At 37.6% G+C, this 26,084-nt stretch carries 27 protein-coding genes, 1 pseudogene and 1 riboswitch; of the genes and pseudogenes, 5 read left to right on the top strand and 23 right to left on the bottom strand.

The genetic code is table 11. The features are described from left to right. The 17 genes from K9V48_RS06960 to K9V48_RS07040 all read right to left on the bottom strand — a co-directional run bounded on the left by K9V48_RS06960 (nucleotide 1) and on the right by K9V48_RS07040 (nucleotide 16,322). The gene (locus K9V48_RS06960; RefSeq protein ID WP_224137985.1) at nucleotides 1-759 is read right to left on the bottom strand and encodes an energy-coupling factor ABC transporter permease; all 759 of its coding nucleotides are present in this window, start codon (nucleotides 757-759) and stop codon (nucleotides 1-3) included. Between the two features lie 34 nt (nucleotides 760-793). Further along, nucleotides 794-1,447, bottom strand: coding sequence for a 5,6-dimethylbenzimidazole synthase (gene bluB / locus K9V48_RS06965; protein WP_224137986.1), 654 nt, complete (start codon nucleotides 1,445-1,447; stop codon nucleotides 794-796). Nucleotides 1,448-1,488: 41 nt separating this feature from the next. After that, nucleotides 1,489-2,349 (bottom strand): GHMP family kinase ATP-binding protein, encoded by an 861-nt coding sequence (locus K9V48_RS06970; protein WP_224137987.1) that lies wholly within the window; start codon nucleotides 2,347-2,349, stop codon nucleotides 1,489-1,491. Nucleotides 2,350-2,445: 96 nt separating this feature from the next. Further along, on the bottom strand, nucleotides 2,446-3,015 hold the full coding sequence (locus tag K9V48_RS06975; RefSeq protein WP_224137988.1) for a nitroreductase family protein: 570 nt from the start codon (nucleotides 3,013-3,015) through the stop codon (nucleotides 2,446-2,448). Beyond that, on the bottom strand, nucleotides 3,003-3,800 hold the full coding sequence (gene cobA, locus K9V48_RS06980) for a uroporphyrinogen-III C-methyltransferase (RefSeq protein ID WP_224137989.1): 798 nt from the start codon (nucleotides 3,798-3,800) through the stop codon (nucleotides 3,003-3,005). The genes K9V48_RS06975 and cobA overlap by 13 nt, the downstream gene beginning before the upstream one ends. A gap of 206 nt (nucleotides 3,801-4,006) precedes the next feature. After that, complete coding sequence (locus K9V48_RS06985; protein WP_224137990.1) at nucleotides 4,007-5,515, bottom strand: cobyric acid synthase; 1,509 nt, start codon at nucleotides 5,513-5,515, stop codon at nucleotides 4,007-4,009. Beyond that, nucleotides 5,508-6,887 carry a cobyrinic acid a,c-diamide synthase CobB gene (locus K9V48_RS06990; protein ID WP_224137991.1) on the bottom strand — a complete coding sequence of 460 codons (1,380 nt, stop codon included), beginning with the start codon at nucleotides 6,885-6,887 and terminating at the stop codon, nucleotides 5,508-5,510. The genes K9V48_RS06985 and K9V48_RS06990 overlap by 8 nt, the downstream gene beginning before the upstream one ends. 18 nt (nucleotides 6,888-6,905) lie before the next feature. Beyond that, on the bottom strand, nucleotides 6,906-8,030 hold the full coding sequence (locus tag K9V48_RS06995) for a cobalt-precorrin 5A hydrolase (RefSeq protein WP_224137992.1): 1,125 nt from the start codon (nucleotides 8,028-8,030) through the stop codon (nucleotides 6,906-6,908). Further along, complete coding sequence (gene cobM / locus K9V48_RS07000; protein ID WP_224137993.1) at nucleotides 8,027-8,800, bottom strand: precorrin-4 C(11)-methyltransferase; 774 nt, start codon at nucleotides 8,798-8,800, stop codon at nucleotides 8,027-8,029. Before cobM ends, K9V48_RS06995 begins: the two co-directional genes overlap by 4 nt. Then, nucleotides 8,800-9,501, bottom strand: coding sequence for a precorrin-2 C(20)-methyltransferase (gene cobI, locus K9V48_RS07005; protein ID WP_224137994.1), 702 nt, complete (start codon nucleotides 9,499-9,501; stop codon nucleotides 8,800-8,802). The genes cobM and cobI overlap by 1 nt, the downstream gene beginning before the upstream one ends. After that, complete coding sequence (gene cbiE, locus K9V48_RS07010) at nucleotides 9,495-10,712, bottom strand: precorrin-6y C5,15-methyltransferase (decarboxylating) subunit CbiE (RefSeq protein ID WP_224137995.1); 1,218 nt, start codon at nucleotides 10,710-10,712, stop codon at nucleotides 9,495-9,497. Before cbiE ends, cobI begins: the two co-directional genes overlap by 7 nt. Then, entirely contained in the window at nucleotides 10,696-11,814 is a 1,119-nt protein-coding gene (locus K9V48_RS07015; protein ID WP_224137996.1) for a cobalt-precorrin-5B (C(1))-methyltransferase, read from the bottom strand. Before K9V48_RS07015 ends, cbiE begins: the two co-directional genes overlap by 17 nt. 3 nt (nucleotides 11,815-11,817) lie before the next feature. Beyond that, nucleotides 11,818-12,465 carry a precorrin-8X methylmutase gene (locus K9V48_RS07020; protein WP_224137997.1) on the bottom strand — a complete coding sequence of 216 codons (648 nt, stop codon included), beginning with the start codon at nucleotides 12,463-12,465 and terminating at the stop codon, nucleotides 11,818-11,820. Between the two features lie 2 nt (nucleotides 12,466-12,467). Further along, nucleotides 12,468-13,262, bottom strand: coding sequence for a precorrin-6A reductase (gene cobK, locus K9V48_RS07025; protein WP_224137998.1), 795 nt, complete (start codon nucleotides 13,260-13,262; stop codon nucleotides 12,468-12,470). After that, nucleotides 13,259-14,137 (bottom strand): sirohydrochlorin chelatase, encoded by an 879-nt coding sequence (locus tag K9V48_RS07030; protein WP_224137999.1) that lies wholly within the window; start codon nucleotides 14,135-14,137, stop codon nucleotides 13,259-13,261. Before K9V48_RS07030 ends, cobK begins: the two co-directional genes overlap by 4 nt. Nucleotides 14,138-14,160: 23 nt before the next feature. Next, nucleotides 14,161-15,792, bottom strand: coding sequence for a precorrin-3B C(17)-methyltransferase (cobJ, locus tag K9V48_RS07035; RefSeq protein WP_224138000.1), 1,632 nt, complete (start codon nucleotides 15,790-15,792; stop codon nucleotides 14,161-14,163). A 146-nt stretch (nucleotides 15,793-15,938) separates the two neighbouring features. Beyond that, nucleotides 15,939-16,322 carry a (2Fe-2S) ferredoxin domain-containing protein gene (locus tag K9V48_RS07040; RefSeq protein ID WP_224138001.1) on the bottom strand — a complete coding sequence of 128 codons (384 nt, stop codon included), beginning with the start codon at nucleotides 16,320-16,322 and terminating at the stop codon, nucleotides 15,939-15,941. A gap of 128 nt (nucleotides 16,323-16,450) precedes the next feature. Then, a riboswitch (cobalamin riboswitch) is annotated at nucleotides 16,451-16,643 on the bottom strand. A 103-nt stretch (nucleotides 16,644-16,746) separates the two neighbouring features. Between K9V48_RS07040 and K9V48_RS07045 the strand changes: the two are divergent. After that, nucleotides 16,747-16,911: pseudogene (locus K9V48_RS07045) on the top strand (zinc ribbon domain-containing protein); the annotation flags it as partial. A 410-nt stretch (nucleotides 16,912-17,321) separates the two neighbouring features. Here the strand turns inward: K9V48_RS07045 and K9V48_RS07050 are convergent. Beyond that, on the bottom strand, nucleotides 17,322-17,915 hold the full coding sequence (locus K9V48_RS07050) for a YitT family protein (RefSeq protein ID WP_224138002.1): 594 nt from the start codon (nucleotides 17,913-17,915) through the stop codon (nucleotides 17,322-17,324). Between the two features lie 304 nt (nucleotides 17,916-18,219). Here K9V48_RS07050 and K9V48_RS07055 point away from each other — a divergent pair, with 304 nt between their 5' ends. Further along, a complete protein-coding gene (locus K9V48_RS07055) occupies nucleotides 18,220-18,438 on the top strand; it encodes a hypothetical protein (protein ID WP_224138003.1) in 219 nt (72 codons plus the stop codon). A 192-nt stretch (nucleotides 18,439-18,630) separates the two neighbouring features. Here the strand turns inward: K9V48_RS07055 and K9V48_RS07060 are convergent, their stop codons facing one another. Beyond that, nucleotides 18,631-20,250, bottom strand: a complete 1,620-nt coding sequence (locus K9V48_RS07060) for a multicopper oxidase family protein (protein WP_224138004.1) — start codon at nucleotides 20,248-20,250, stop codon at nucleotides 18,631-18,633. 373 nt (nucleotides 20,251-20,623) lie between these two features. Between K9V48_RS07060 and K9V48_RS07065 the strand changes: the two genes are divergently transcribed. Beyond that, nucleotides 20,624-21,271 carry a cupin domain-containing protein gene (locus K9V48_RS07065; RefSeq protein ID WP_224138005.1) on the top strand — a complete coding sequence of 216 codons (648 nt, stop codon included), beginning with the start codon at nucleotides 20,624-20,626 and terminating at the stop codon, nucleotides 21,269-21,271. A gap of 138 nt (nucleotides 21,272-21,409) precedes the next feature. Here the strand turns inward: K9V48_RS07065 and pdxK are convergent, their stop codons facing one another. After that, complete coding sequence (pdxK, locus tag K9V48_RS07070) at nucleotides 21,410-22,246, bottom strand: pyridoxine/pyridoxal/pyridoxamine kinase (protein WP_224138006.1); 837 nt, start codon at nucleotides 22,244-22,246, stop codon at nucleotides 21,410-21,412. 509 nt (nucleotides 22,247-22,755) lie between these two features. Between pdxK and K9V48_RS07075 the strand changes: the two genes are divergently transcribed. Together K9V48_RS07075 and K9V48_RS07080 are read left to right on the top strand one after the other, a co-directional pair. Next, entirely contained in the window at nucleotides 22,756-22,989 is a 234-nt protein-coding gene (locus K9V48_RS07075) for a hypothetical protein (RefSeq protein ID WP_224138007.1), read from the top strand. Nucleotides 22,990-23,363: 374 nt separating this feature from the next. Continuing rightward, nucleotides 23,364-23,750 carry a DUF1259 domain-containing protein gene (locus K9V48_RS07080; RefSeq protein ID WP_224138008.1) on the top strand — a complete coding sequence of 129 codons (387 nt, stop codon included), beginning with the start codon at nucleotides 23,364-23,366 and terminating at the stop codon, nucleotides 23,748-23,750. Nucleotides 23,751-24,095: 345 nt separating this feature from the next. Here the strand turns inward: K9V48_RS07080 and K9V48_RS07085 are convergent, their stop codons facing one another. The 3 genes from K9V48_RS07085 to K9V48_RS07095 form a co-directional block, all read right to left on the bottom strand. Beyond that, nucleotides 24,096-24,332: a glutaredoxin family protein gene (locus K9V48_RS07085; RefSeq protein WP_224138009.1), complete on the bottom strand. Its 237-nt coding sequence runs from the start codon at nucleotides 24,330-24,332 to the stop codon at nucleotides 24,096-24,098. Next, the gene (gene ytxJ, locus K9V48_RS07090; protein WP_111616413.1) at nucleotides 24,329-24,658 is read right to left on the bottom strand and encodes a bacillithiol system redox-active protein YtxJ; all 330 of its coding nucleotides are present in this window, start codon (nucleotides 24,656-24,658) and stop codon (nucleotides 24,329-24,331) included. Before ytxJ ends, K9V48_RS07085 begins: the two co-directional genes overlap by 4 nt. 183 nt (nucleotides 24,659-24,841) lie before the next feature. Then, nucleotides 24,842-25,804 (bottom strand): tyrosine-type recombinase/integrase, encoded by a 963-nt coding sequence (locus K9V48_RS07095; protein ID WP_224138010.1) that lies wholly within the window; start codon nucleotides 25,802-25,804, stop codon nucleotides 24,842-24,844. Nucleotides 25,805-26,084: the final 280 nt, after the last annotated feature.

Below are 26,084 nucleotides of genomic sequence, written 5' to 3' on the forward strand. Positions count from 1 at the left end.
TTAAATAGCCTCCTTAACAGAAGGTAGGTGATTTAACTCCGGCATATTATATTTTAAAAGTAAATTCATCACAATAACGGTTAATAATCCTTCACTAATGGCTAATGGAATTTGAGTAATCCCAAAAATACTTCCAAATTTAATAAAAGATGCGACAAATCCTCCAACTTCAGCTGGAAAAGCTAGCGCTAATTGAACAGAAGTAACGATATATGTACCTAAATCCCCGAGCATAGCTGCTAGAAAAACAGATACTGCAAATGACAATTTCATTTTTTTTCCAAACTTAAAGATAGCATATGATAATAAAGGACCAACTACAGCCATTGAAAAAGCATTTGCACCTAAAGTTGTCAGACCACCATGTGCTAATAACAATGATTGGAATAATAAAACAATCGTACCTAAAACACTCATAGCTGTAGGCCCAAACAAAATGGCACCTAAACCTACTCCAGTAGGATGAGAACAACTCCCTGTTACCGATGGAATCTTTAAGGCCGATAATACAAATGCAAAAGCCCCAGATAAACCAAGCATTGTTTTCAATTCAGGGTTTTCTTTAAGTCTTTTACGTATACTTCTTAAGCCGACAATTATGAATGGAAGGGTTACGGCCCACCAAAATACAGCCCACCCAAAAGGTAAAAATCCTTCCATAATATGCATAGCATAGGCTTCTTCATATGAATTCAGCCAAAAGTAGCTAGTAAAACCAAGCACCATTATTAGTAAAGCCCATAATGATTTTTTGCTCATTCAATGCCCTCCTTTAGTATAGTTATGTGGTCGATCATTTGTATGCCTTCTCTCCCCATATGTTCTTATATATTAAGTTCTTTAATGTTTGTCTTTTTTCCCAGTTAGCCGTTTCTAAAATAGGAGCTTTAGGATAAACATCTGTGTAGCCTATCGAAATTAAAGCCACAGGATCAATATGTGGTGGGATGTTTAAAATATCACGTACATCAGATTTTTTATAAAAGCTGACCCATCCCATTGCTAAACCTTCAACACAAGACGCTAACCACATATTCTGAATTGCACAAGCGGTTGACATCATATCGGTTTCAGGAATTGAATTACGACCTAATACATGTGAGCCTCCTCTAGAAGGATCGCATGTAACACAAATCGTTAAAGGAGCTTCTTTTAAACCCTCAATCTTAAGAGCTAAAAATTCTGATGCTCGATTATTTTCTTCATAATGAATTGCAAGTGCTCTTCTTTCCTTATCTGCAGCCCAAGCTAATCTTTTTTTCACTTCAGCCGATTCAATCAAGATAAAATTCCATGGTTGCATAAAGCCTACTGAAGGAGCAAGATGAGCAGCTTCTAATATACGGCCTACTGTGTCCGGTGGTATGGGGTCTGTTTTAAACCTGCGAATATCTCTTCTAGTTGCAATAACTTTATAAATGGATTCAGTATCTTCAATTGAAAACATACGTGACAACACCCCCAAATGAGAAGTTGAATTTTTAGAAACTAGTTAAAGATCTGATTGTTATAGAAATAATAAGGAACAGTTTTAGTTTGATAGAAAAAACTTGATACGTGTAAAAGGAATTCTTCTAAGTTAGAAATATTAGGGTCAAATAATATACCCAAAACTGTTCCACTATGAGCGACTATTATTCCTCCCTGACATATCGAAGTTAGTCTTTCAATTTCTTTAAAATAAGGTTTAGGTAAAATTTTTTCATTCACTTTGGCGCTCATGGTAGAAGCCATACAAATTTGGGAAAGATCCATATTCTTAATGCCTGACTTAATAAGATTATACGCTTCAAAAAACGTATGGCGATCACTCCGATCGTATTGTTTCGGCTGTTGATTGAATTGAATTGTGTCGATAACACCGCCGATATCAATGCCAATCATTCCAAAAGGAGGTAAACTTCCAAAAGATTCAATATGTTGACCATTGATGTAATCAAAAGCGACAACACCCTCAAACATGACGCCATCTGTAGGCTCAATTTCACTGGCAATCCAGGAGATAATATCATCAGTTAAGGGGATGGAAAAGCTATCTGCCACAGCCCTCATCGCAGCTACAAGATCAGCAGAGCTACTGGCCATGCCCTTGCCTCTTGGGATATTAGAATGAAGTTGTAAAAATCCCCCTCCACTCAAACCAAACCACTGAAACACCTTTTTACAGGCTTCGAGCGCTTTAGTATTAGAGCGAAAACCATTAATTTCGCTTTTTATGCTATCAGGAATAAAAATAGCTTCACTTTTTAGCACAGGTATAGGCAGCGTTATTAAAAAAGGCTGTTGATCTAGAACCCCTTGAACAAGTTCACCAAACGTGCCACTGCACTTTCCTTTTCCTACCTTCATGTTGAAAACCTCTACTTTATATCTATCATTCTCGTAATAAGACTACCCTGCATTTTAAATGATCCATTTGTTCCTGCTCCGCATCGTTCTTCTTCTTTATAACCATACTGTTTTTTCTTCAAAGGATGTTCTCTTTGGTGCCTTCTTTTTTTCGACTGACTCTTCATCGGGGTATCCTATAAAGATATTTCCAATAATTTTTTTGTTTTCAGTAGCACCAATGAACTGTTTTAAACGTTCATCATGGACAAGCCCTACTCCTCTTGTGCGCCAGACAAAGCCTAAGTCCAATTCCTTTGCTGCTAACCACATGGAATGAATCGCACAACAGACTGCATATTCATTATCTTGAGTCGCTTCTTTATCCCCCGGAACAATATCAGACGTAACAACGATATGAACAGGTGTATTCTCTAATACTTTTATAGAGCTGTTCACTAAGTTAGGTTTCGTTGGAAAACGCTCCTGCAAATACTCTTTCGCGAGAATTTCATATCGCTTTTTTGCTTCACCCTTTATCACATAGAAACCCCATGGTTCTCTCATCCGATCGTTCGGTGCCCAAGTAGCGATTTCCAATAATTTCTTAATTTTTTCATCTTCAACCTCTTGATCAAGATAGTCACGGATTGCCCTACGGCTTCCTAGCTCGCTTATGATTGACATGCTTTCTCCTCCTCTTGGTCTTCAATATTTACGTCCAGCTCATCAAACCATTTTATCTTTTCTCGTAATGTAACAACTTCCCCAACTATGATGATAGAGGGGTGTTTTATCCCTGCTTGCTTGACCTTTTTTTCAATCGTATCCAATTTACCTGTGAGAGTTTTCTGTTTTTCAGTTGTCCCCCACTGGATAACAGCTACGGGTGTATCAGGATTTTTTCCATTCTCAATTAGTTTCTTACATATATAATTTAAGTTACCAACACCCATGTAAAATGCAAGCGTGTCTATGCCTTGTGCAAGAGCAGACCAATTTAGATGATCTTCTTGCTTTTCGGCACGACCATGACCTGTTACAATGGCAAAAGAAGAAGCATAATCCCGGTGTGTGACTGTAATACCTGCGTAAGCAGGTGCAGCAATACCTGATGTAATGCCAGGTACAATTTCAAATTTTATATCATTTTTGGCCAGTACCTCAGCTTCTTCCCCAACACGGCCAAATACACAAGGGTCTCCCCCTTTTAAGCGCGTCACCGATTTCCCTTCAAGTGCTTTTTCGACTAAAAGCTCATTTATTTGCTCTTGAATTAGTTCATGCTTGCCAGGCAACTTTCCGCAAAAGATAAGTTCTGAATCTTTTCTTGCATGATTCAATAACTGCTTATTCACTAACCTGTCATATAAAATGACATCTGATTTTTGAATACACTCTAATCCATAAACAGTAATTAATTTTGGATCACCTGGTCCTGCTCCAACAAGATAAACGGTACTTTTCGTCATGATCATCCCTCTTTTCGATTATGTTTTTGTTCCATTATCTATTTACACTAATAATAGAGAGACCTACTGAGCTAAAAAGTCTAGGTAGCCATTTTCTTTCATCTCACAAAAATCCCTAGCTGTTTTGTCATTGTATTATCACCTTAATTTTCTTCCTACTTGTTTGTCTAAAGGGAGAATTCCCCTAAAAGTATCTAATTATGTTGTTAAACTCCTTGATGGTACTCCTCCATTTTTTGTTGAATCACGTCCAGATCAACATGTTCTCGAATATGGTCAGCTAATCGATCAAAAGCTTCTTCCCGCAATTTGTTGAAAGAAATACGATTATAGATAGGAGATAGTCCCTTTCTTTTCCGAATATGATTTAATAGCGCTTCACGAAAGGCATCATTATGAAAAATCCCATGAAAATACGTACCCATTACTTCTTCATTTGAATTTTTATAGCCGTCGTTTCGATCCTCAAGTTGAATGAGTGGTGAAGATTCACCATCCATAAATGTTTCTCCCATATGAATCTCATAGCCCTTTACATGAAATTGTTGACTACCAAATTGTAGCTCTCCTTCTGATAGCTTGGTCGTTTTTTCTTTTGTAATAGTCGTTTTTAAAGGTAGTAAACTGAGACCATTCAGGGACAGATGCGGTGATTCGATCGCATAGGGATCATGGATTTCAGATCCTAACATTTGATAGCCGCCACAAATTCCGAATATATGGGACAGACCTTTTCCTTGCAATTCAGTTAATTTTTGAGCGATCCCACTGTCCTTTAAATACATTAAATCTTCTAATGTATTTTTGCTTCCAGGTAAAATAACGATATCCGGTTGTTTTAGTTGTTTTGCTCTAGTAATAAATCGCACATGACAATCAGGCTCGTGAAAAAAAGGGTCCACATCTGTAAAGTTTGATATTTTTGGATATTGAATAACCGCGATATCCAATTCCTTTTCATCATTCAAAGCCGAAGTATATTTATTTAAAATGACAGAATCTTCTGCGTCAATATTTAAATGAGGAATATATGGGATGACTCCTAAAACTCGTTTTCCGGTATTTTCTTCAAACCACTTAAGCCCGGGTTCTAAGAGGCGAATATCTCCCCTAAATTTATTGATAATCACGCCAATTACACGGTCACAATCTTCTCGGTCTAAAAGTTGAAGTGTTCCAACTAAACTAGCAAAGACACCACCCTTTTCTATATCTCCAATAAGAACGACAGGAGCATTGGCCATTTTGGCTACACGCATATTGACTAACTCACGGTCATTTAGGTTAATTTCGGCAGGGCTACCGGCTCCTTCAATCACGATTCGTTCATATGTATTAGTAAGGTGAGTGAGTGAATCTTCAATTAATTTCAAGCCGGTCTGAAAAAAATCCTTTCGATATGCACCTGCTTCCATATTTTTATATGGCTTTCCATGGACGACTATTTGGGATTCGTTCTCTCGATTCGGTTTAATTAAAATAGGGTTCATATGTGTCGTGGCTTGAATTTGTGCTGCTTCTGCTTGTACTCCTTGAGCTCTCCCGATTTCTTTCCCATCGATGGTAATGTATGAATTCAATGCCATATTCTGTGATTTAAAGGGGGTTGTCTTAAATCCATCTTGTGCAAAAATGCGGCAAAATGCTGTAACGATTACACTTTTTCCTGCATCTGAATGGGTACCTTGAAACATAATTGGTAGAGCATTACCCATATGTTTTCATCCCCTTGCAATATTTTATCCAATTTTCTACCATATCGGGGCAGGAGGCAAAATGAAAATGTGTATATCCTGCTACAAGATTATGCTTCAAATACCCTTCTAGCTTTGTACCGCGCATCCCTTTTGTTTCGTATGCATATTGAATATTAGCTTCATCAGTATGGAATGTCGAGTAATGAAATTCATGTCCTCTTGCTTTTTGATGCTCACCAATAAGGATATTACCATTTCGACCACTTATTTCTCTATAGCCCAGTGCAGCTCGTTTTGATTGCATTTTCACTTCACCGGAAATGATTCCTACCATTTCATATCTAGCTTTTTGTGTGGTTTCAATTGACTCAGTCAAGTACATAAACCCACCACATTCAGCTAGTGTAGGTAACCCTTGCTCAATCGCCTTCTTTATTGAAGCCTTCACTAGTTGATTTTGGGAAAGCTCACTGGCAAACTCTTCAGGAAAACCTCCACCAATGTAAAGTCCATCAATATCTGAAGGGATTGGTTCATCTGCGAGTGGAGAAAAATAAACAATTTCAACTCCATAAGACTCTAAGATTTCTAAATTCTCAGGGTAATAGAAATTAAATGCAGCATCTTTCGCTACTGCAATTTTAATCGATTTTTCGTTCTTATTTTCAAAAAGTGAAACTGTTTCGTTCTTATTTAGTGGACCTGCTTGAGATAATGTAAGCAATTGTTCGATGTCAACCGTTTCAAGTACAAGCTCTCCTAATTTATCAAAGAAAGGATCAAGCTCTCCCCTTTCAATAGAAGGAATGAGTCCAAGATGCCTCTCAGGTATTTCGATATCAAGCTCTCGTTTTAAATAGCCAATCACAGGTATTTGACATTCTTGTTCTATTGCTGTTTTTACAAGATTAAAATGTCCTTCACTTCCTACTTTATTGGCTATAACGCCGACGATGTTAGGACCGTCTGCAAACAACTGAAACCCTTTGACAATTGCAGCCACACTACGAGCCATACTCGCACAATTTACAACAAGTAGGACAGGACTTTCGGTAATCATGCTAATTTCTGCAGTACTACCTTCATTCGTCTTGGGGTTTTTCCCGTCAAAAAATCCCATTACCCCTTCCATAATGGAAATGTCTGCCCCTTGGCTGCCGTGTGTAAAGATATCTAAAACGATCTCTTTTGATAACATCCAGCTATCCAAATTACGGGAAACTCGATTTGTCACAGCGGTATGATAGGATGGATCAATATAATCTGGTCCACATTTAAACCCTTGTACAGTTAACCCTCTTTTTCTTAATGCGGACATTATCCCGATTGTTAAGGTTGTTTTACCGACACCGCTTCCGGTACCAGCAATTACGATTCTTTTTTCAGTCACCTAAATGATTCCACCTCTCTAATAGGGGATAACTGCTACAGATATCGTTACATTACCTGATTTTTTCTTTGTCATAGCAAGAGTCTGTGCACCACTATACACACGGGCAGCGGGTTCACTAACACCATAGGCACCAGTGAATTTATAAACAGCCTCAGAAGGAAGATCAATTTGAACACGATTAAGCTCATCTGCGGAATAACATGTAAAGTCCCAGTTGTATTTTTGAGCTACAGCGATGATCCCTTCCTCATCTTTTTTAAGATCAATTGAGCAAACTGCTTTTACACTCATGATTGAAAATTGCAAGTCATTCAATGTATCTTGAATGACTTGCTCGATTTCTTCCATTGATGTCCCTCTATTACAGCCAATACCAAGAACGATGACTTTAGGGCGATAGAGAACTCCGTTTTGTAGGATAACGTCTTCCTCCTCAGTCAAATTTCTGTGAGTCACAACGAGTGCTGCATTTGGTTTCGCATCTATTGCTTCTTTGATCGTAGGATAGACTTTAATCGTCTTTGGAAGAGGTTTGTCGTAGGTCCACCATTCTTTTTCACCAGATTCCTGAATGATCGCAACCTGTTCTTCATTGACGACAGATGCACTAACAGGAGTTAATTTTTCAGCACTTTCCCAGACCCAGCCAAATCTACTTCCAAATAAATCAACCGGGATCGTTTTTTGAACATCTGAAGCTGTTGTAATCACTGGTGTAGCTTTTAGTAATTCAGCTACTTCCTTTGTTAATTCGTTTGCCCCCCCTAAATGACCAGATAGCACACTAATCACATGATTTCCTTTATCATCAATGACGACAACAGCGGGATCGGTTTTTTTATCTTTTAATATAGGTGCAATCATACGAACGACAGCACCTAATGAAATGATCATAATAATGCCTTTATATGATTTGAAAAGGGTAGGAAGAAGAAGGCGGACATTTCCTTCAAAAATGGAAATGTTTCTTTCCTTTTCATCGCCTTTTTCAAATTTACTCATATAAAATAAATCGGTTTGATGGAATTTGGCATGTAGGTTACGAGCTAATTCAACCCCGTGCTTTGTAATCGCTACAACAGCATACGTACCTTTTTGTTTAAGATCGACGATTTTGCCCTCTTCTAAGATAAGCGTCATTCTTTCACTCCTTTTCGAAAACCATGAGTGAATGCTTTATCATAAAGCTTTGACTTAAAGTCTTTTTGATGAATATCTTTATCAAGTGCCCATCCAGCTAAAATCATCGCTTGTTTCCGTATTCCGTTGGTCCGCATATCTTCATCAAGATGCTCAAGTGTTGACCTGACAATTTTTTGATCAGGCCATGTTGCTTTGTAAACGACCCCAACTGGTGTATCTTTACTCCAGCCAGCAGCTAAAAATTCTCTGACAATCTTTTTTGTTAGCGTAGCACTTAAAAATAATGCTACTGTACAATTGTGTTTCGCTAAATCTCTCAGCTTCTCTGTTTCTGGAACAGGCGTTCGACCTTCTGCTCGTGTAAGAATGACAGTTTGTGTTAACTCAGGAATGGTAAGCTCGGCACCTAGCGCAGCAGCTGATGCAAAGACCGAGCTCACACCAGGAATAATTTCCACACTTACGTCTTTCTTGTTTAGAATAGCGATTTGTTCCATGATTGCACCGTAAACAGCTGGGTCTCCGGTATGAACACGAACGACCTTTTTTCCTTCTTGAACACGATCGACCATAACCTCAACCATTTCCTCAAGATGCATACCTGCAGTTTTTATGATCTCTGCTTCTGGCTTTGCTCGTTCGATTAGTTCAGTACTTACCAATGAATCTGCAAATAGGACAACATCTGCTTCTTGAAGGTGTTTTAAACCTTTGACTGTAATTAAATCAGGATCTCCTGGACCAGCTCCTATAATTGTGATTTTCATTATTTCCTCACCACCATTAACGTTAAATATTCCAATTCTACTCGCTCCAATTCCCGTATATCCCAAATGATTTCTTCATCAGATGTCACCTTTGTCACAACAGATGCTTTATCAACTAGATCCAGTTCGCGGAGGATTTGCAACATTAAATCCATTACTTTTGCTACCTTTATGAAAATAATACAGTCATTTTCTGTTATTGCTTTTTTCATAGCTTTATAGTCATCTCTTGCAGGTATAATGGCGACATGGTCGTCCCCCTCTGCAAGGGCAATCCCAAGTCGTGAAGCAGCACCATTAATGGATGAAATCCCAGGTACCGTTTGGATGTTGACTTCTGGATAGCGCTCTTTGACAAGGTTCATCATATGGATGAATGTGCTGTATAAAAGAGGGTCTCCTTCTGTTACAAATGCAACATCCTTTCCTGTTTTGAGCTTTTCCCAGACAAGTTCTACTGTATTTGACCATTCACGTTCAAGGATTTCGGGGTCCTTCGTCATTGGGAACACAAGCCCTAGCATTTCTTTTTCTCCTGGCGTAATGTAAACATCAATAATTCGCTCTGCATAGCTTCTACTACCCTTTCGTTTTTTAGGGTATGCAATCACTGGAGCTTCTTTAAGCTTGCGAAAGGCTTTAACTGTAAGCAACTCCGGATCTCCTGGTCCTACACCTAGTCCGTATAAGGTTCCTAACATGATGATTCTCCTTCCTTATGTTGTGCAGAGATAATATAAATCGGATTTAATGCATCAAAACGAGTAAGGTTCAAAATGGGTTTACTTCTCGAAACTTGAGCAAGTGTTATGTTCACTTCAAAGCCGCTCCTTTTAAAGCCATCTACTGCTTGCATTAAATTTTCAATTGTTACGGCATTTAATACAATTCTTCCGCCTTTTTTTAAACGCGAGCAACAAACAGTTAAGATCTCTTCCATACCTCCCGCTGTCCCGCCGATAAAGATTGCATCAGGATCTGGAAATTCGTCTAATCGATTTGGTGCTTTTCCTTGAACGACAGAAAAGTCAGTTCGAAATTTCGCCATATTCAATCGACAATTTTCTAGGTCATGGTCATTTTTTTCGATAGCAAAAATCTGTCCCTCTTTTGCAATCATGCTGGCTTCAATAGCTACAGAGCCAGTACAGGTTCCAATATCCCACACAATACTGCTTTCTGTTAGTTTTAATTCGCTTAAACTAAGGGTTCTGATTTCTTTTTTGGTTAGTAACCCCTTTTCAGGTTTTCTCTGATGGAATTCTTCATCATCAATCCCAAATTTCCAAACTTTCCCCTCTGATGTTTTTTGTAAGATGACCACATTTAGCGGGGAGAATTCAGTATTTTCCATCTCTTCTAGCCTATAAAAAGCACATCGTTCATTTTCTCCTCCAAGATTTTCAGCGACAAATGCTCTGTACTCATCCATTCCAAATGAACGTAAATAACGTGCGATTTGAGAAGGGCTATTTGTAGCATCAGTCAGAAGTGCGACTATTTTACGCCCATTGATTCGTTGGGCAAGTCCTTTCATGCTTCTTCCATGTACACTTAACACATACGCATCTTGCCAGCTCTCATTCATTTTGGCGAAAGCTTGCTGCATTGAGCTTATATAAGGATAGATTTCAACATCTAGCTTTTTTGCTAGGTAACTACCAATTCCATAAAATAATGGATCACCAGATGCTAATACAACCATTCTCTTTTTCTCATTGCTCAAATAGGTTACGAGAGAGGATAAGTCGCCTTTTATGACAATCTTTTCTCCTTGATAATCCTTAAAGAAAGATAGTTGTCGTTCTCCCCCTACTAGGATCTCGCTCTCATAAATCCATTTTTCATAGATTGGAAGAAGGCTTTGTTTCCCATCATTACCTATTCCGATTATCTTAATCTTGTTCTTCATTTTTCCCTGCCTTTCCAAGTAATGTACCCTTCATTGTGTACAAACTTGTTTCAATCGAGATCCCCCCGCCAACTTCTTTTAATCCAGACAAGCAACAATAGGTACAAAGAATCGTAAAAAAGTCTAGAAAGCCATGCTCAAGAAGGATATCTCCTACTTGTGATGCTGTGTTTGCTTGTTCGATGGTTTCAAGTAAGTTTTGATCCCTTACCCCTGCTTCATAAGCCACACTTGATAGAAAGTTAAAATCAATTGGTGCGCTTTTTGAATGGACCATCATGACCCCTTGTGCAACCTTTGAGAATTTCCCCATCATACCAACTAGAGATACTTTCTTTATTCCTTGCCGTTTACATTGCTTTAGTGTAAAGCCAACGAAATCGCCCATTTCAATAAATGCTTCTTCGGGAAGCTCTGGATATTGCTGCATTCCATATTTCTCGCTTCGTCCTCCAGTTGTGATGACAACATGGTCACAATGACTTGCCCGAGCAACACTAACTGCTTGAACAATACTTGCCATATATGCAGAACTAGAAAAAGGAATGACCGTTCCTCTTGTCCCTAAAATGGAGATTCCACCAATAATCCCAAGACGCTTATTGAGTGTCTTTTCTGCGATTTTTTCCCCCTCAGGAACAGAGATTATGATTTTTATCCCTCTTTTGATTCCATGAGAGGTAAGTATTTCTTCAGCCGTTTCATAAATCATTTTCCGTGGTACAGGGTTTATGGCAGCTTCCCCAACTGGTACGGGAAGCCCTTCCTTTGTGACACGTCCAACCCCAATACCACCATCAAGTGTAATTCCAGGCTTATCACACCAAGTAACAGTGGATTTAATAAGAGCACCGTGTGTAGCATCTGGATCATCACCAGCATCCTTAATCGTTCCAGCTTCAGCTAAACCAGGCTCTATGATGCAACTTTCCATTTCAAAAGTAGCAAATTTGCCTACTGGTAAATAGATCGTTACCTCAGCTTGAGGTTCACCAGTTATTAACGTAAGTAAAGCCGCTTTCGTTGTTGCGGTCGCACATGCTCCTGTTGTATAACCAGAGCGCATTTCCTTTTTGTCCTTCTTTTTCGATTTTCCATCCATCGTTTAATCCTTTTCAGCTAGAAGAGAGATTGCATTTAACGCCGCAACTGTGATCGTACTACCACCTTTTCTGCCTACATTTGTAATAAAGGGCACATCTAGTTTAGCTAATTCTTCCTTTGATTCTGGTGCTGATACAAATCCTACTGGTAGCCCAATAACTAAACTTGGTTTTGCCTCACCCTCTTTAATGAGTCGAATTAATTCCAATAATGCGGTTGGGGCATTGCCAATAGCGAAAATTCCCCCTTCAAATTGTTTAATCGCTTTTCTCACCGAAATAATTGCGCGAGTTGTGTTTAAACGTTTTGCCTCTGCCATCACATCGGGATCAGAAATAAAAACATTCACACTACCGCCGTGTTTTTCAATTCTCCCCTTACTGACACCACTTAGAATCATTTGGACATCAGCATATACTTGTTCCCCATTGCGAATGGCATTGATCCCAGCTTGAATCGCTTTATCATGAAAAAGCACGCTATGTCCTAATTCAAAATCAGCCGAAGCATGCACAACACGCTGAACGACCTTGTACTGCTGCTCTGTAAAAGCATGTTCACCAAACTCTGAATCGATTATATTAAAACTCATTCCCTCAATTTCTTGAGGCTGCACGGTTAAAGGTTTAAACTCTGTTCGAAAATCCATCATTATGTCCTCCCTTTTGTTCTTTCATTTTCATTTTTTAGGATCTTATTTATATGTGATAGAACGTCTGAAAAATCGGAGTAAGCATTTCCATAGTTAATCTTAGGTCTCTTGATCATAATCGTTTCAACCCCAAGTTCAATGGCAGCTTCTAATTTCTCATCAACAGAACCTTGTTTTCCACTTTCCTTTGTAATCATTGTCGTTACACCATATTGATTGTAAAGGGCAAGATTAAATTCCTTTGTAAATGGTCCTTGTATGGCGACAATGTCTTTTTGCGGGAAGCCAAGCTTTTCACATTTCTCCATATTATCTAATCTTGGTAGCATACGAGCGATAACACGCGTATCGGGTTGGTCTAGTAGTTTACGTGTAAAGATTTCCAACGTCTTACTTCCTGTTGTTAGCATAATGACGCCTTTTTTTTCAGCTGCTAATTCTGCTGCATCTTCATAGCTTTCTACCATTGTTATTCCTTTATCTTCATATGATTGTGACTCTCGTTCATAGCGAATGTAAGGAATATCAGCTTCTTTTGCTCCAAATAGAGCATTTTTACTTGCTTCTTCTGCAAAAGGATGGCTTGCATCGACAATTGCTTGAAACCCTTGTTCTTTAATGACTCTCATAAAGTCCTCACTTGTTAAACGTCCAACATATACATCTAAACCAGCCTTCTTCATTTCTTTTCCAGCATTTTCAGTCACAACTGTTGTTAGTAGTTTGTAACCGGCTTCCTTTATCGTTAAAGCTAATTCCCTGGCATCACTAGTTCCAGCTAGTACAAGTATCATAATTTTTGAGCTTCATGATCATGATGATGGTGGTGATCATGATCATGGTCGTGGTGATGATGGTGGTCAATATGTTCCATTGCCTCAATACGGTACATGCACGTATCACAATTCATTTTTATTTCGCCTTGTAATGCCTCTTGGATTCGATCAATGATAATGGTCTTTAATCTTGAGTGGAAACCAAAATAACTGGCAAGCTTGAACTGGGTTCCAGGGTGGACTTGTTCAAATTCTTCGATCATATTTTCAAGACGTTTAATTAAAATACCGGTAAATAAAAAGTATGGTAATATCACAATTTTTTTCGCACCCAATTTAATGCAACGTTCAACGCCTTCTTTAATTAAAGGATCAGTTACACCCATAAAAGCGGGTTCAACAAATTTGTAATTTAACTTTTCCCATAATAAACGTGTGATTTTATACAGATCACTATTAGCATCGGGATCACTACCTCCCCGGCCTAGTAAAATAACAGCTGTATCTGGGTCATTCTCATTTATTTTCTCGCCCACTTCTTCTAACCGATTTTTACAAATTTCCACTGTTTCCTCATGGATCCCAAATGGTCTACCATATGTAAAGGAGACCTCAGGATATTTTTGTTTAGCTTCGTCAATGGCTGCTGGAATATGAATCTTTGAATGACCTGCGGCAAGTAACATAAGTGGGATGATAAAAACACTTGTCGCGCCCTTTTCAACACAGGTTTGAATTCCTTGTTCAATTGTTGGTCTTTCAAACTCTAAAAAGCAGGTTTCAACTAAAAGTTCTCGGTCTAGCTGTGGTTTTAATTCGTCTATTGTTTGTCTTACTTGATCGTTTCCTTCCGGGTCTCGGCTTCCGTGTCCAACTAGTAAAATAGCTTTCATACGTTTCTCCCCTATCTATTGGATTAGTCTCCACATGGAGCTGGTTCAATTTCAATCTTTGGTGTCATGTCCTTATATGTATACCCTTGAATATTTCCAACTCGTTTAAAGTATTTAAAGAACCTTTCGTTTGGATGGCCGTTCTCTTTGTATTCGTAAATAATTTTTTCAATGACCTCTACTATTTTGTCTGGCTCTATTCCTTCTGCGACAGGTTGACCGGCATGGGCTGTCCTCCCTACCGTTTTCGCGCCTAAAAACAAATCAAACTTCCCTTTTCTAAAGATAATTCCAATGTCTTCATTTACTGCACCAAAACATGCCATACCGCACCCATTAAAGCCTACTTTTAACTCTTTAGGTAATTCGAGACCACTTAGCTTTTGATGTAGCTCTTCAGCATGTGGAATGGAATCCTTTTTATCACCATCACAAAAATCACAAGCTTTTACTTGAAAAACATCACCAATTGGCTCTATTAGAAAATCAACATCACTTAATTTTTTCGTGATCACCTCTGGTTTATTTGTTGGAATTTTCAGATAAATTTGATGGTGTGGAGTGTACTCGATTGTCCCTTCACTTCCAACTACCTCTGCGAGTGTGATCATTTGTTCAGATGTAAATTTCTTATTCGCAATCCCTGGACTAACGGCTAATTCAAAGATTGAGGTAATTGGATGACTTACTTGGATATTCTGTTGAGATTGTTGAGTTTTTTTTGAACCATCCTCTACTTTACTAAGAGCTTCTAAAGCTAATTGTAAGGAGGTTTCAATATTGATTTTCTGTTTTACCCTTGTGCTCTGAACAGCATCATTTATCCCTTTATGTAGGGCCCATGGTTCGTTTTCATGTCTTAATCGTTCATGTGGCTTTAATCTTTGTTCCGTTGTATTTAACGTATATTTTCGTTGATAGCCCCTTGGTGTAATCATTTTATTATCGTAAAGAAATGTAGTTGAATTCCCAATGACAACAGTTGTTAGCATCCCTATCTCATAATCAAGCATATGTTCTAGATCTGTGATTTCGATCTTTTCTCGCTCACGATAAGCACTTTTCACAAGCCCAACAGGTGTAGCTGGTGAGCGATATTTTAATAGAATTCTTTGAGCCTCTTGAATTTGTAATGTACGACGCCCGCTCTTTGGATTGTAAAGTGTGACAACAAAATCAGCTTGTGCTGCTGCTTCAATCCTTTTTTCAATTAAGTCCCAAGGAGTTAAGTGGTCACTTAAACTAATCGTACATGCATCATGCATGATTGGTGCGCCTAATAAGGAAGCACAAGAATTAATCGCTGATATACCAGGAATAACCTCAATGCTTACACCTGTTGCTTCTTTCCAGCCTTTTTCGATCAATACCTCATACACAAGTCCAGCCATTCCATATACACCGGCATCACCGCTGGAAATAACAGCAACCTTTTTCCCCTGTTCAGCTAGCCGAACAGCAGCTTGAGCACGACTTACTTCCTCTGACATTCCTGTACTAATAATCTCTTGATCTGTTAATAAATCCTGAATTAACTCAACATATGTTTTATATCCAATAATACAATCGCTCTCTTGTATGGCTTCTTGAGCCCTTTTTGTCATATGTTCAAAACTCCCAGGTCCAAAACCAATGACAAGTAATTTCCCTCGCAAATTATACTCCTCCTTCCAAGCGGTAAAACATTAAAAGCTAAGATGAAAAAACTACTATTCCACCGTTTCCTAGAAGCGGCTGATTTACTAAATGTTCCGATTGAACATTTTAATCATATGAATCTAGTCTCAGGTGAAATTTCAAATTAAACACGGTTTTTTTGTGGTTTTGATATGCCAATCACACTATCTGTGTTTTCAGGGGCAACAAAACGTTGTCGATCATACGTGTAAATGACACTTTCTTCTATCATTTTTTCTCCAGCCAGTTGATTCTGTACGATCTCCCTTGCTAGTTCAGGTGTAGCTACCTTGTACCAAACTCCTTCAGGATAGACAATAACAACACAAGCATCCTTGCATCTTCCGTTACATCGTGTTCTAGTTGTATGTATAGTAGTGTCTAAATCTAAGTTCGTAATTTCCTCTCTTATTACCTGTGTCACCTCCTCTCCACCCTTTCTCATACAGCTACTTCCGTTGCAGATCAATACATGATGTTTTGTTTCCGACAAATTCCAAGTGGTCATATTCACACTTCCAATCTATTGTTTTTGAAAATAAAAATACACCTCATATAGATTGAGGTGCACTAAAAAATACATAGCTTAAAAAACTTAGCATTTTCCACTACACATCAACCTATATTCCCGTAGGTATCTGTATAAAAAGAAAGGCAGGTCTCCTGACTGAGGTTCATTGCTTTATTACGTCTTCCCAAATAATCATATTCAGTGACATTAAGTAATAAAGCTTCCCATTACAGTGGCGGGTACCGTGTCGGTTTTGCACCGACTTCCCATTTAAGCAAAACCTTGACAAAGTTTTGCACCTATCTTAATTTTATTAAATTGTCCTATTTTCAAGGGTATTATTTCACTTTTCAAAATATGACTAATTCCAAAGATAATAAAGCGAGTCAGTGGGGGGTTCTTTATCCCCCACCTTCGCTACTGTTCAAGTTGTGGCTACCAAAACAAAGACGTTAAGAATCTAAATCTTCGTGAATGGAATTGTCCATCTTGTGGCACGCATCATGATAGAGATATTAACGCAGGACAAAATCTTAAAAACGAAGCTATAAGACTTCTAACCGTAGGAACTACGGGGTTCGCCTAATCAATAACTAGTGGATACACTGGTGTTCTTAGGAATCCCCTTCTTCAAACAGCTCGAAAGGGTGTTAAGGAGGGGTAGTTCAATCACCTACTCAATGGGCAAGAATCTTTACGTTTGGAATGTTTCTTTTTTTCACTGAGAGAATGCTCTTGGGCAATCATTCACAAATCGATTTCCTGCAAAATGGAGTCTTTTTCTTGTTACCGACATTGATTGTGATCCTTATCCTTATTGAAGTTTTTTTATTCAGTTCGAAACTTTATCACCATACGACAAGCAAAGAAAATCAAATTCATTTGCCAAATCATGAAAATAGCCGATCTTTCCCACATTAAGGGATCATCGGCTATTTAGTGTTTGGTGTATTCATTTAGTGGAGATGGTACTTATAATTTTGCCTCAGCATATTTTTATTTTTTTGTAAAAACATAATAAAAATTGATCGACTTAAACGTATTAAGTAATGCGACACATAGCCCAACACAGGAAATCGTGATCATGGAATACATTAGCTTTAAGTCTTTTAATACAATAATCCCAATGATGATGATGAGTAAATCAATCATAAACATGACAATTCCGGGATTAATTGCTTGTGATTTTGAGATTAAAAGTGCTAGTAAATCTAATCCTCCAGGACTGATATGTAATCGTAGCATAAAGCCAACACCTATTCCAATAATGAGTCCACCGAGAATAGAACTCGTGATGATTGGTAGATGCAACAAACCGTTTAATGGTGTTAGCAAATCAATCATTGTTGAAGTAAATGCCAATCCAAGAATTGCATTAATGAAATATGACTTATCGTATAGAAGAGATAAAAGGTAGATGGGCGTATTAATCATTATCAGTGTTTGCCCGACTTGTGCTCCCCACACATATTTGATTAACAGACTAATTCCGAATATCCCGCCATTTATGAGATGAAGTGGAAGTATAAACAAGTTAAGACCAATTCCGATACATACACTTGAAAGAAGTAGCACAATAAACTTTTTCATGAAAAGCATTCCCCTTGTCCTAATCGTTATTTTAAAATATATGAGGGGCATGTAGATATATTACGCATGTTCTCGTGACGATCTGAATCTGGACTAGCTTTTCAACATTATGATACCTCGTCATTTTGAATTCCTTATCTGCCATCCTGAATAATTCTGAAAAATAAAAAACATTATATGTATGACTCCGGTCTAATTCAAATCTTTTCTCAATATTTTATAAGGAGAAGATGGATCACTTTCCTTCCTACGGATCTCATCCTCTCTTTTTATGATTGAATTCTAAAAAAGGAGAGACAAAAAGATGATTACCGTTCATTTTTTCGAAAATAATAGTTTAGTATTAAGTCAGCTGCTAAAACAAGTTCCTTCTGTAGATGACAATGTAAAAATAAAAGGTCGCAAAGGAAAAGTTTTGAGTACTAAGCAAATTGAAGAAAACAAGGTTTATGTACATGTCATCTTTGAACAAGTTGTTAAAAAACAAGTACTATCAAATGACAGTAAAAAGAAAAAACGATAGCTTTGATCCAGCTTGACATATCAATGAAATACACCGACTTACCAATTCAAACAAGCTTATTATAAGTTAAAAGAAGGACTGCCATTTGAAGATGATGGCAGTCCTTTCTATTGCTTAGAAATTTATAAAACTCTTTTGTACACTGTGGATAAGCGCACGACATCTAGCGTAAGCGTCCGGCCCCTTTTGGGTCTACAGCCAATCAGGAATTGAAGGTAAAAAACACATTCTATTCCTGATCGTCTTATTTGCCTGAGGCTGATCAAGGCGCTTCCGCTTTTGTTCCTTGATGACGATATACGGCCTCATCATTTCATAATCTTCGTGTTCTAACATATGACAATGCCATACATACAATCCAGTGTAGGGTCCAAATTTCATGATAATTCGCGTGATCTGGTTTGGATTTGCGATAACTGTATCCTTCCATCCCTTTTCATGGTATTTTGGTGGCAATGGCGGGCCTGTGTACTTAATTACTTTTTTCCTCTTATATCCTTCGACATCAAAGTCTCTTCGGTCTAGTATTTGAAAATGAATTAAGTGAAGATGTATCGGATGTGAATCTTCCGTTAGGTTTATGAGATACCATATTTCAGTTGACCCTAATGTAGGTTTTTCCGTAATGGGAGCATCCCATCCCTTACGATCTAACAGCATGATTTCACGACCATATTGATCCAATGTGTGATCTAATGTTAATTTCCTTTTGACTGATGCGGATTGTACATTTAATTTTCGAAAAGGTCTTAAGTAAGATGGGATGACACTCGTATCTATACTTGAAAGCGGTAGTTCTACTCTAAATTCCATCACTGTATCAACCATATTTTTCGCTTCTCCATTTGGAAAAGGAGCTAGCGCATCATTCTTCATGATAATACGCTTTCCATTAAGATTAGTAAAATCAATAATGACATCTGCCCGTTCTGCAGGTGCTAATAAGATTTCATTGATTCCGATCGGGTATTCCATTAAACCCCCATCAGTTCCAATTTGATAAAATAATTGATGCGAATCAAACTTGATTCGAAAAAAGCGACTGTTTGAACCGTTTAGTAGCCTAAATCGATATTTTCGTGGTTCCACGTTTACAAAGGGCCATACCTTTCCATTAACCACAATCGTATTTCCAAAAAATTCAGGTACAATCGATGTTTCTACTTGTGGGACTGGTTTATCTCGCTGCCTTGGGTAAAACAGCGAGCCATCTTTATGAAACGATTTATCTTGAATGATAAGCGGGATCTCAAATTGTCCACAAGGTAGATTCAATGAACGTTCACGCTGATCTCTAATAAGATAAAATCCCGCCAGCCCCGCATAAATATTCAGTCTCGTAATTCCAAGTGTATGATCATGGTACCAGAGGGTGCAAGCTCGCATAACATTATCATACTGATAAACTTTCTTTCTAAAAAAGGGCCCTACTTGTTCAAATCCGTTTGTAAACCAAGCCTCTGGATAGCCATCACTTTCAGGTTCAACACTTGCACCGTGTACATGTACAACAGTACGTACCTCAGGCACATCTGAATGGGCGCCATGTACAGTAAAGTCAATCGGCAAAAGATGTTTCGGAGGCAGATTGTTCGTCCATTTAATGAATACTTTCTCGCCACTTTCCACCTCAATTGTCGGCCCTGGATAGCAGCCTTCATAACCCCAAAGCTTTGTATCATTTAACTCACGGTGGAGAGATTGTTTAAATTCGACCATCCTTACCTTGTAAATTGTTTGAAAGGGATCTTTCCAATAGGGTTTTAAGATAGGAGGAATAGGAAGTTCATCTACAAATTTTGTGAGATTCATATAGACACTCCTTGATCACGTGCTTGTGTAAAAATGAATCATTGTCCATAGACCGTTATCCTGACTGTCGTTATATTGTTGCGGTTGATAGCGTATTTCTACACATCCTCTCATCCTTTATATATAAGGTATTCTCAGCTGCTCATCCTTTATGTCAAAGCTCATTGTGAAGGGCTCTTTTCGTATAGATTGTTGCTGTTGAACAATAAAATAAAGACCTAGTAATAGCTAGGTCTTTAACAAGTTTACTGTGCATTTTTCTCGAACTGCGTACTAATAATTTTTTAATAACTACGCACACCAAACTAATTGTAAGTACATAACATGCCTAGAAGGTTTGTTTATATCTAATGTAAAGAGGTGAAAAAAATTTATGGTTTCATATATGGATTACACATCTCCATCAACTCAATACACTTTTGACGTAAATAAAAGTCCCTTGTTCAAAAAAGATAACAACAACTATATTAACGTATTAGGTGTGCAACAGTTGAATACATTGGAAAATGTGTCTCTGCTAGACATTTTCCTAAGTACTAATAATGTCGTAGAACCGCACTATCACCAAAATGCAGCTGAGTTAGTCTATTGTATTTCTGGTGCTGCTACTGTATCGATGCTGAACCCATTCACAAAACAACTTCTCAATTACACTATTACACCAGGACAAGTAGCAAACGTTCCACAAGGTTGGTGGCATTATGAAGTAGCTACACTTGATGACACTCATCTTTTGGCAATTTTTGATGCACCAACTCCAGAAGTAATTTTAGGTTCTGACATCTTAAAATTTACTCCTGCAAACGTCATGTCGCATACTTATTGCATCGATGAAAATCAATGGAAAAAAGCAGTTGCACCAGTTAAAGCCACAACATATATAGGTCCATACACGAATTGCAACAGAGTAAAGGAACATACACCTCATCAATATGTAAATCAACAGTATCAACAGCCGCAATATATTCCGCAATACCAACAAACTCCTTACGTTCCTCAGTATCAGCGATATTGGGGCTAGCAGATAAACAAACACAACTATTGGCTATGAAAACAGCCTTGTGAAAATACAAAGTACGGGAATGGTTAAATAAGTCGTAAAACCCAAAAAGTCGATCCCCTAAATAAGAAATCGACTTTTTGGATTGAAATGTAAAAATTATTTAGCTATTTCTGCTTCTAAGCGACCAGCTCCGTATAGACGGTATGCCCCATGCATGGTTGGACCGACATATTCATTTAGCTTCCAGCCGTGACGAATGGCTTCTCTAATGAAAGCTTCTGCTACATCGATTGCTTCTAACACAGATTTTCCTTTTGCTAATTCTGCTGTAATGGCAGCTGAGAACGTACAGCCTGCACCATGAACATATGTCGTGTCGATCCGTTCATTTTCATACAACTTAAATTCTTGACCGTCAAATAATAAGTCTACTGCTTTATCGTGCTGTAACTTGACGCCACCTTTAATTAATACATATTTGGCACCTAGCTTATGAATTTTTACAGCAGCTTCCTTCATCTCATCAATTGTTTTAATTGGTGGTACTTGGGCTAGCTGACTAGCTTCAAATAAGTTAGGAGTAACGACCGTTGCAATTGGTACCATAATTTCACGTAAAGAGTCAGCCGTTTCTGGATTAAGAACCTCATCTTCTCCCTTACATACCATAACAGGATCGACTACAACCTTATCTAATCCAGCTTCCTTTATTCTTTTGGCAGCTGTTTCAATTGTTTCAACTGTGCCAAGCATGCCAGTTTTTACGGCATCAATCCCAACTGAAAGCGCTGTATCTAATTGAGCTTGTAAAGCATCATTGGCGATTGGAAATACCCCATGGTGCCAGTGGTTATTTGGATCCATTGTTGCGATAACTGTTAACGATGTCATTCCATAAACGCCAAGCTCTTGGAATGTTTTTAAATCTGCTTGAATACCGGCACCCCCACTTGTATCAGAGCCAGCAATTGTCAAAGCTTTTTTCATTGTCATTTTATGTTCCTCCAAGCTGTTAAAAAATATTAATGAAAAGATAAGAAATCGTTTAGGCTTGTTCATCCTTCATTTTAAAATTAACTTTAATGTAGATTTCACTAAAAGACAATATATTCGACAAAAATTTTGCGGAAATATTCGGTATTATGCTAATTTATGTGTTTTTTTAGTGGAAGATTGTCATTCCTTATCAAAGATTTCAATCAAGTTAAAAAACGGCCTGTGCTGACTACTTGTCTATATCTAAATAATCTATTTTTCTTGAAGCGAAGTGAACGGAACAGAGTTATCTAATTCGACCTTCTGAAACATACACCTTAGTGTTTTGTCTATTGGTGGTACCACTCTAAGAAAAAATAGCAAGTCAGCTTATGTTGACTAGATTTGTATAGAATATTCATTTCTATCTATTAGGAATAATGATAGAAATCGTAGTACAGTAGTACATTCATTTTTAATCTACTCACATATAATAATAGAAATAATAAGTGAGTAGGTGAACATTAGTGTCAGATCAAAACTGGAAAAAATCCTCACCTGCCTATGGCTACGTTACACTAATAGGTTCCAAGCCCATCATGGTCAAATCAGGTAAAAGTATAAAGTTTACCCTTCCTAGCGACACCTTAATAATTCGTAAATCAGGTGACTATAAAATTGAATATATATTATTAATCGATGGTCCTGCTCCTTCTTCAATATATGCTTTGATTTTAAATGATTCTTTAGTAAAGGGGTAGCTTACTCACTATGGCATACAAAGACAAGTCGATGGAGCGAGCCTAATGCTCATTGGGCAAGCTATTATTTATATTCAAAAAATTCAACATTGGAACTTAGAAACATCGGTCCATCTACGGATACCTTATTACCGATTATAGGTAAACAAAAAAGGAATGCTGCATCATTAACAATAGTGAAACTTGATTAGCTAAATAGAGTAGTTGCCTACGCTAAGATTTATTTATAAAAATAATTAATTATGTTCGACAAAACAAACACTTTGAAAAAATGTTTCTTAATGAACAGGGACCGTGTAACCGAATAGATTCATGGCTATTTCGGACCTATCCATTAATTCATAACTTAATAGTGACGGAGGAGGATTAAAGGTATGGCTTTTAATAATGAATCAATATGTCAACAGTTTGCAAGAATTATCGGCGGCCAAGAGGGATTCGCTGGTGGGAAATGTGTGGCAACAATAAATCGAGATGAAATACAAGTAACAATCATGGGAAAACGTTTTAGAGTAACAACTTCTTTCTCATACGAATCAAGAGATAATAAGACTGGACGGGCATTGTGTCTAGGTCGAGTAGCACTCTTGCAAAAGGAAGTCGATAGATTTGTTGCTGCAATTATTGAACAAGGAATAACCGTTTCGTCTGTACACAATGAGTGGCTATTTGATGATCCGAGTTTGATTTACGTTAATATCGAAGACGTTGATGACCCACTAATTTTCGCAAGGAAAGTCAGAAGAGCGTTAAGGAACTAACGGATTTTTTTAGTTGAATTAGCAGTAAAAAGGGATCTTTGAAGACCCTTTTTTCATTGCCGATAAGAATGATTATGTGAACAAGACCTTGTTTTAAAATTAGAACCCCATTACTGACTAATGATGATTGCATTAAAAGTAACCTTTTAGCCTACATGGGTAGCGAGGGAAAACAAACCAGACATCAATATGAAATATCATCTAAAACAAATAAATTGGTCATTTAAGTATCTTCCCATCACCAACAAAATTTTCAAGAGATTTTCTAAAATTTGTTGAGTAGCTCGATCCATATCATCATTAGGAAAAAGCCATGACTTTCAATCATGGCTTTTGTCTGTTTTATTATTTAATTGTTTCTAAAAGCTCTTTTAATTCAGGGTTAAAGCCTTTTACCGCTTTATCTCCTACGACAGTTACAGGCACACCCATAAAGCCAAACTTTTCGACTTCTTGTTGGTATTCAACGCTTGACATAACGTCTCTAACTTCAAATGGAATTTCTTCGTCAGTAAGCATTTGCTTAACGTAGTTGCATTCTACACAACCCGGTGTGGAATAAACAATGACTGGTTTGCTCATGCGTTAAGCGCCTCCTTAATTGCATCTTTCGTAATCTTCCAGTGAGATGTGTTCCATTGAACTTTCCCATCTTCAAAAAGCAATAATTGTGGAGACTCATGTTTGATTTCAAACTCTTCAGCAATATGATTTGAAACAGGGCGATCTTCAATTACTAAAACCATTGCAGCAGAAGCAGTTTCATCACCGTTCACATAGCTTTGAAATTCGTCATTAGCTTTCGCGCTGATTGGACAAGTTGTACTATGTTTTAAAAGAATATGTTTTCCTGGTTGTTGTACAAATTGATTTAATTCTTCAATACTTGTAAGTTGTTTGATTGACATTCCGAATGACACCATCCTGCTTTTCATAGTAGATTTTACGCTATTTACTTTATCATATGAAAAGAAATTTTACTAATTTTATGATTGCTTTCTTCATTTGAAAGGTATGTCGCACTTTTCTTTCAATAAGGGTCATATAATCTTGAAGTTCTCTACTTTTCGAATCATAGTTTCTATTAAATTTCATTGGAAATAATCACCAATTTCCATCTCCATTGCTTTTTCCTTCTGCTTATCGGAAACATGTGTGTATCTTTGTGTTGTATTTAAATTCGAGTGACCTAATAATTCTTGGACTGTTCGAATGTCAGTTCCACCTTGAACTAAATGGGTTGCAAATGAATGACGAAGTTTATGACTCGATATTTTTTTCGTTTTGTAGCTATCCATATCCGCTTGTGTTTCTAAACTGCAGCGAATTCTTTCCGTAATCTCTTGGATTCTCCTTCTGGAAATACGCTTTCCTCGTCGTGAAATAAATACCGCATCTTCATGGCCTTTCATAGGCAACTCCCGTTCATTATTCATATACTCAATTAGTTGGTTATAAAGTGTAAGTGGTAATGGTATGTATCTAGACTTGTTTCCTTTTCCTAAAACCGTGATGCCTTTCTTTTCCGAATTAATGTAGGAACAGTTAAGGTAATGGATTTCTGTCACACGTAAACCTGCAAATGCCATTAATCCTAACATGACTTTGTTTCTTATCACATGCCTTGATTGACTGACTTCCTCAATTTCACAGAAAAACAATTTCAGTTCTTCCTTCTCTAAATAAATTGGCAGTGTCCCTTTTCTTTCCTTTGCACTTTCTAATTCAATTGCGGGATTACGACTTACGAGCTCATAAGATAATAAGCATTTATAAAATGAACGAACGGCAGTTAATCGCCGATTCCGTGTCGTTGCACTATTTCCTCTTTTCGCTTTCAGCATGTTCATAAATAGAGTAATTTGCATTTTTTTCACATGATCTAACTCGACTTTTGTTTCCTGGTTGCGGGTAATAAAACATAAAAACATGACGACGTCTCGTAAATAGTTTTCGATTGTAAACGGAGAGTAATCTTTGTTATCCATGTCTGTTTGGAAAATCGCTAACTCTTCTTCATACCAGGAGGCGACTAATTGTTTATTCGTATCCATCGTGATCCTCCAATTTTTCTATGATTTTATCATTATACTATGAAATGGAATTTACCGCACATAAGAGATATTATGCGCGGTAATGCTGAGAGACGCGTTTTAAGGACATTAGATTGTTATGATTTAGTGATTATACGTTAATATGTACTGTACAAAAATACAAAATAATTGCATATTTGGAACCTTATCCGTAGTACTGTGATCCTTCATTGACTAAGGGGCTGGCCTGATAAATAAAAAAATCCCCAGAATTCAATTGGGAACTCAGGGGATCTTTTTA

It is taken from the genome of Metabacillus rhizolycopersici (assembly GCF_020075705.1).

What these genes read in the sequence shown, in the direction of transcription:
- K9V48_RS07095 (WP_224138010.1), bottom strand. Translation starts at nt 25,804, where the DNA reads ATGGATACGAATAAACAATTAGTCGCCTCCTGGTATGAAGAAGAGTTA.
- cobI (WP_224137994.1), bottom strand. Translation starts at nt 9,501, where the DNA reads ATGTTAGGAACCTTATACGGACTAGGTGTAGGACCAGGAGATCCGGAG.
- K9V48_RS07080 (WP_224138008.1), top strand. Translation starts at nt 23,364, where the DNA reads ATGGCTTTTAATAATGAATCAATATGTCAACAGTTTGCAAGAATTATC.
- K9V48_RS07060 (WP_224138004.1), bottom strand. Translation starts at nt 20,250, where the DNA reads ATGAATCTCACAAAATTTGTAGATGAACTTCCTATTCCTCCTATCTTA.
- cobA (WP_224137989.1), bottom strand. Translation starts at nt 3,800, where the DNA reads ATGACGAAAAGTACCGTTTATCTTGTTGGAGCAGGACCAGGTGATCCA.
- ytxJ (WP_111616413.1), bottom strand. Translation starts at nt 24,658, where the DNA reads ATGTCAATCAAACAACTTACAAGTATTGAAGAATTAAATCAATTTGTA.
- K9V48_RS07015 (WP_224137996.1), bottom strand. Translation starts at nt 11,814, where the DNA reads ATGGATGGAAAATCGAAAAAGAAGGACAAAAAGGAAATGCGCTCTGGT.
- K9V48_RS06995 (WP_224137992.1), bottom strand. Translation starts at nt 8,030, where the DNA reads ATGACGCTTATCTTAGAAGAGGGCAAAATCGTCGATCTTAAACAAAAA.
- K9V48_RS07055 (WP_224138003.1), top strand. Translation starts at nt 18,220, where the DNA reads ATGATTACCGTTCATTTTTTCGAAAATAATAGTTTAGTATTAAGTCAG.
- K9V48_RS07040 (WP_224138001.1), bottom strand. Translation starts at nt 16,322, where the DNA reads ATGACCACTTGGAATTTGTCGGAAACAAAACATCATGTATTGATCTGC.
- cobM (WP_224137993.1), bottom strand. Translation starts at nt 8,800, where the DNA reads ATGAAAATCACAATTATAGGAGCTGGTCCAGGAGATCCTGATTTAATT.
- cbiE (WP_224137995.1), bottom strand. Translation starts at nt 10,712, where the DNA reads ATGAAGAACAAGATTAAGATAATCGGAATAGGTAATGATGGGAAACAA.
- K9V48_RS06985 (WP_224137990.1), bottom strand. Translation starts at nt 5,515, where the DNA reads ATGGGTAATGCTCTACCAATTATGTTTCAAGGTACCCATTCAGATGCA.
- K9V48_RS07030 (WP_224137999.1), bottom strand. Translation starts at nt 14,137, where the DNA reads ATGAAAGCTATTTTACTAGTTGGACACGGAAGCCGAGACCCGGAAGGA.
- bluB (WP_224137986.1), bottom strand. Translation starts at nt 1,447, where the DNA reads ATGTTTTCAATTGAAGATACTGAATCCATTTATAAAGTTATTGCAACT.
- K9V48_RS06975 (WP_224137988.1), bottom strand. Translation starts at nt 3,015, where the DNA reads ATGTCAATCATAAGCGAGCTAGGAAGCCGTAGGGCAATCCGTGACTAT.
- cobK (WP_224137998.1), bottom strand. Translation starts at nt 13,262, where the DNA reads ATGATACTTGTACTAGCTGGAACTAGTGATGCCAGGGAATTAGCTTTA.
- K9V48_RS06970 (WP_224137987.1), bottom strand. Translation starts at nt 2,349, where the DNA reads ATGAAGGTAGGAAAAGGAAAGTGCAGTGGCACGTTTGGTGAACTTGTT.
- K9V48_RS07085 (WP_224138009.1), bottom strand. Translation starts at nt 24,332, where the DNA reads ATGAGCAAACCAGTCATTGTTTATTCCACACCGGGTTGTGTAGAATGC.
- pdxK (WP_224138006.1), bottom strand. Translation starts at nt 22,246, where the DNA reads ATGACAATGAAAAAAGCTTTGACAATTGCTGGCTCTGATACAAGTGGG.
- K9V48_RS06960 (WP_224137985.1), bottom strand. Translation starts at nt 759, where the DNA reads ATGAGCAAAAAATCATTATGGGCTTTACTAATAATGGTGCTTGGTTTT.
- K9V48_RS07065 (WP_224138005.1), top strand. Translation starts at nt 20,624, where the DNA reads ATGGTTTCATATATGGATTACACATCTCCATCAACTCAATACACTTTT.
- K9V48_RS07020 (WP_224137997.1), bottom strand. Translation starts at nt 12,465, where the DNA reads ATGGATTTTCGAACAGAGTTTAAACCTTTAACCGTGCAGCCTCAAGAA.
- K9V48_RS07050 (WP_224138002.1), bottom strand. Translation starts at nt 17,915, where the DNA reads ATGAAAAAGTTTATTGTGCTACTTCTTTCAAGTGTATGTATCGGAATT.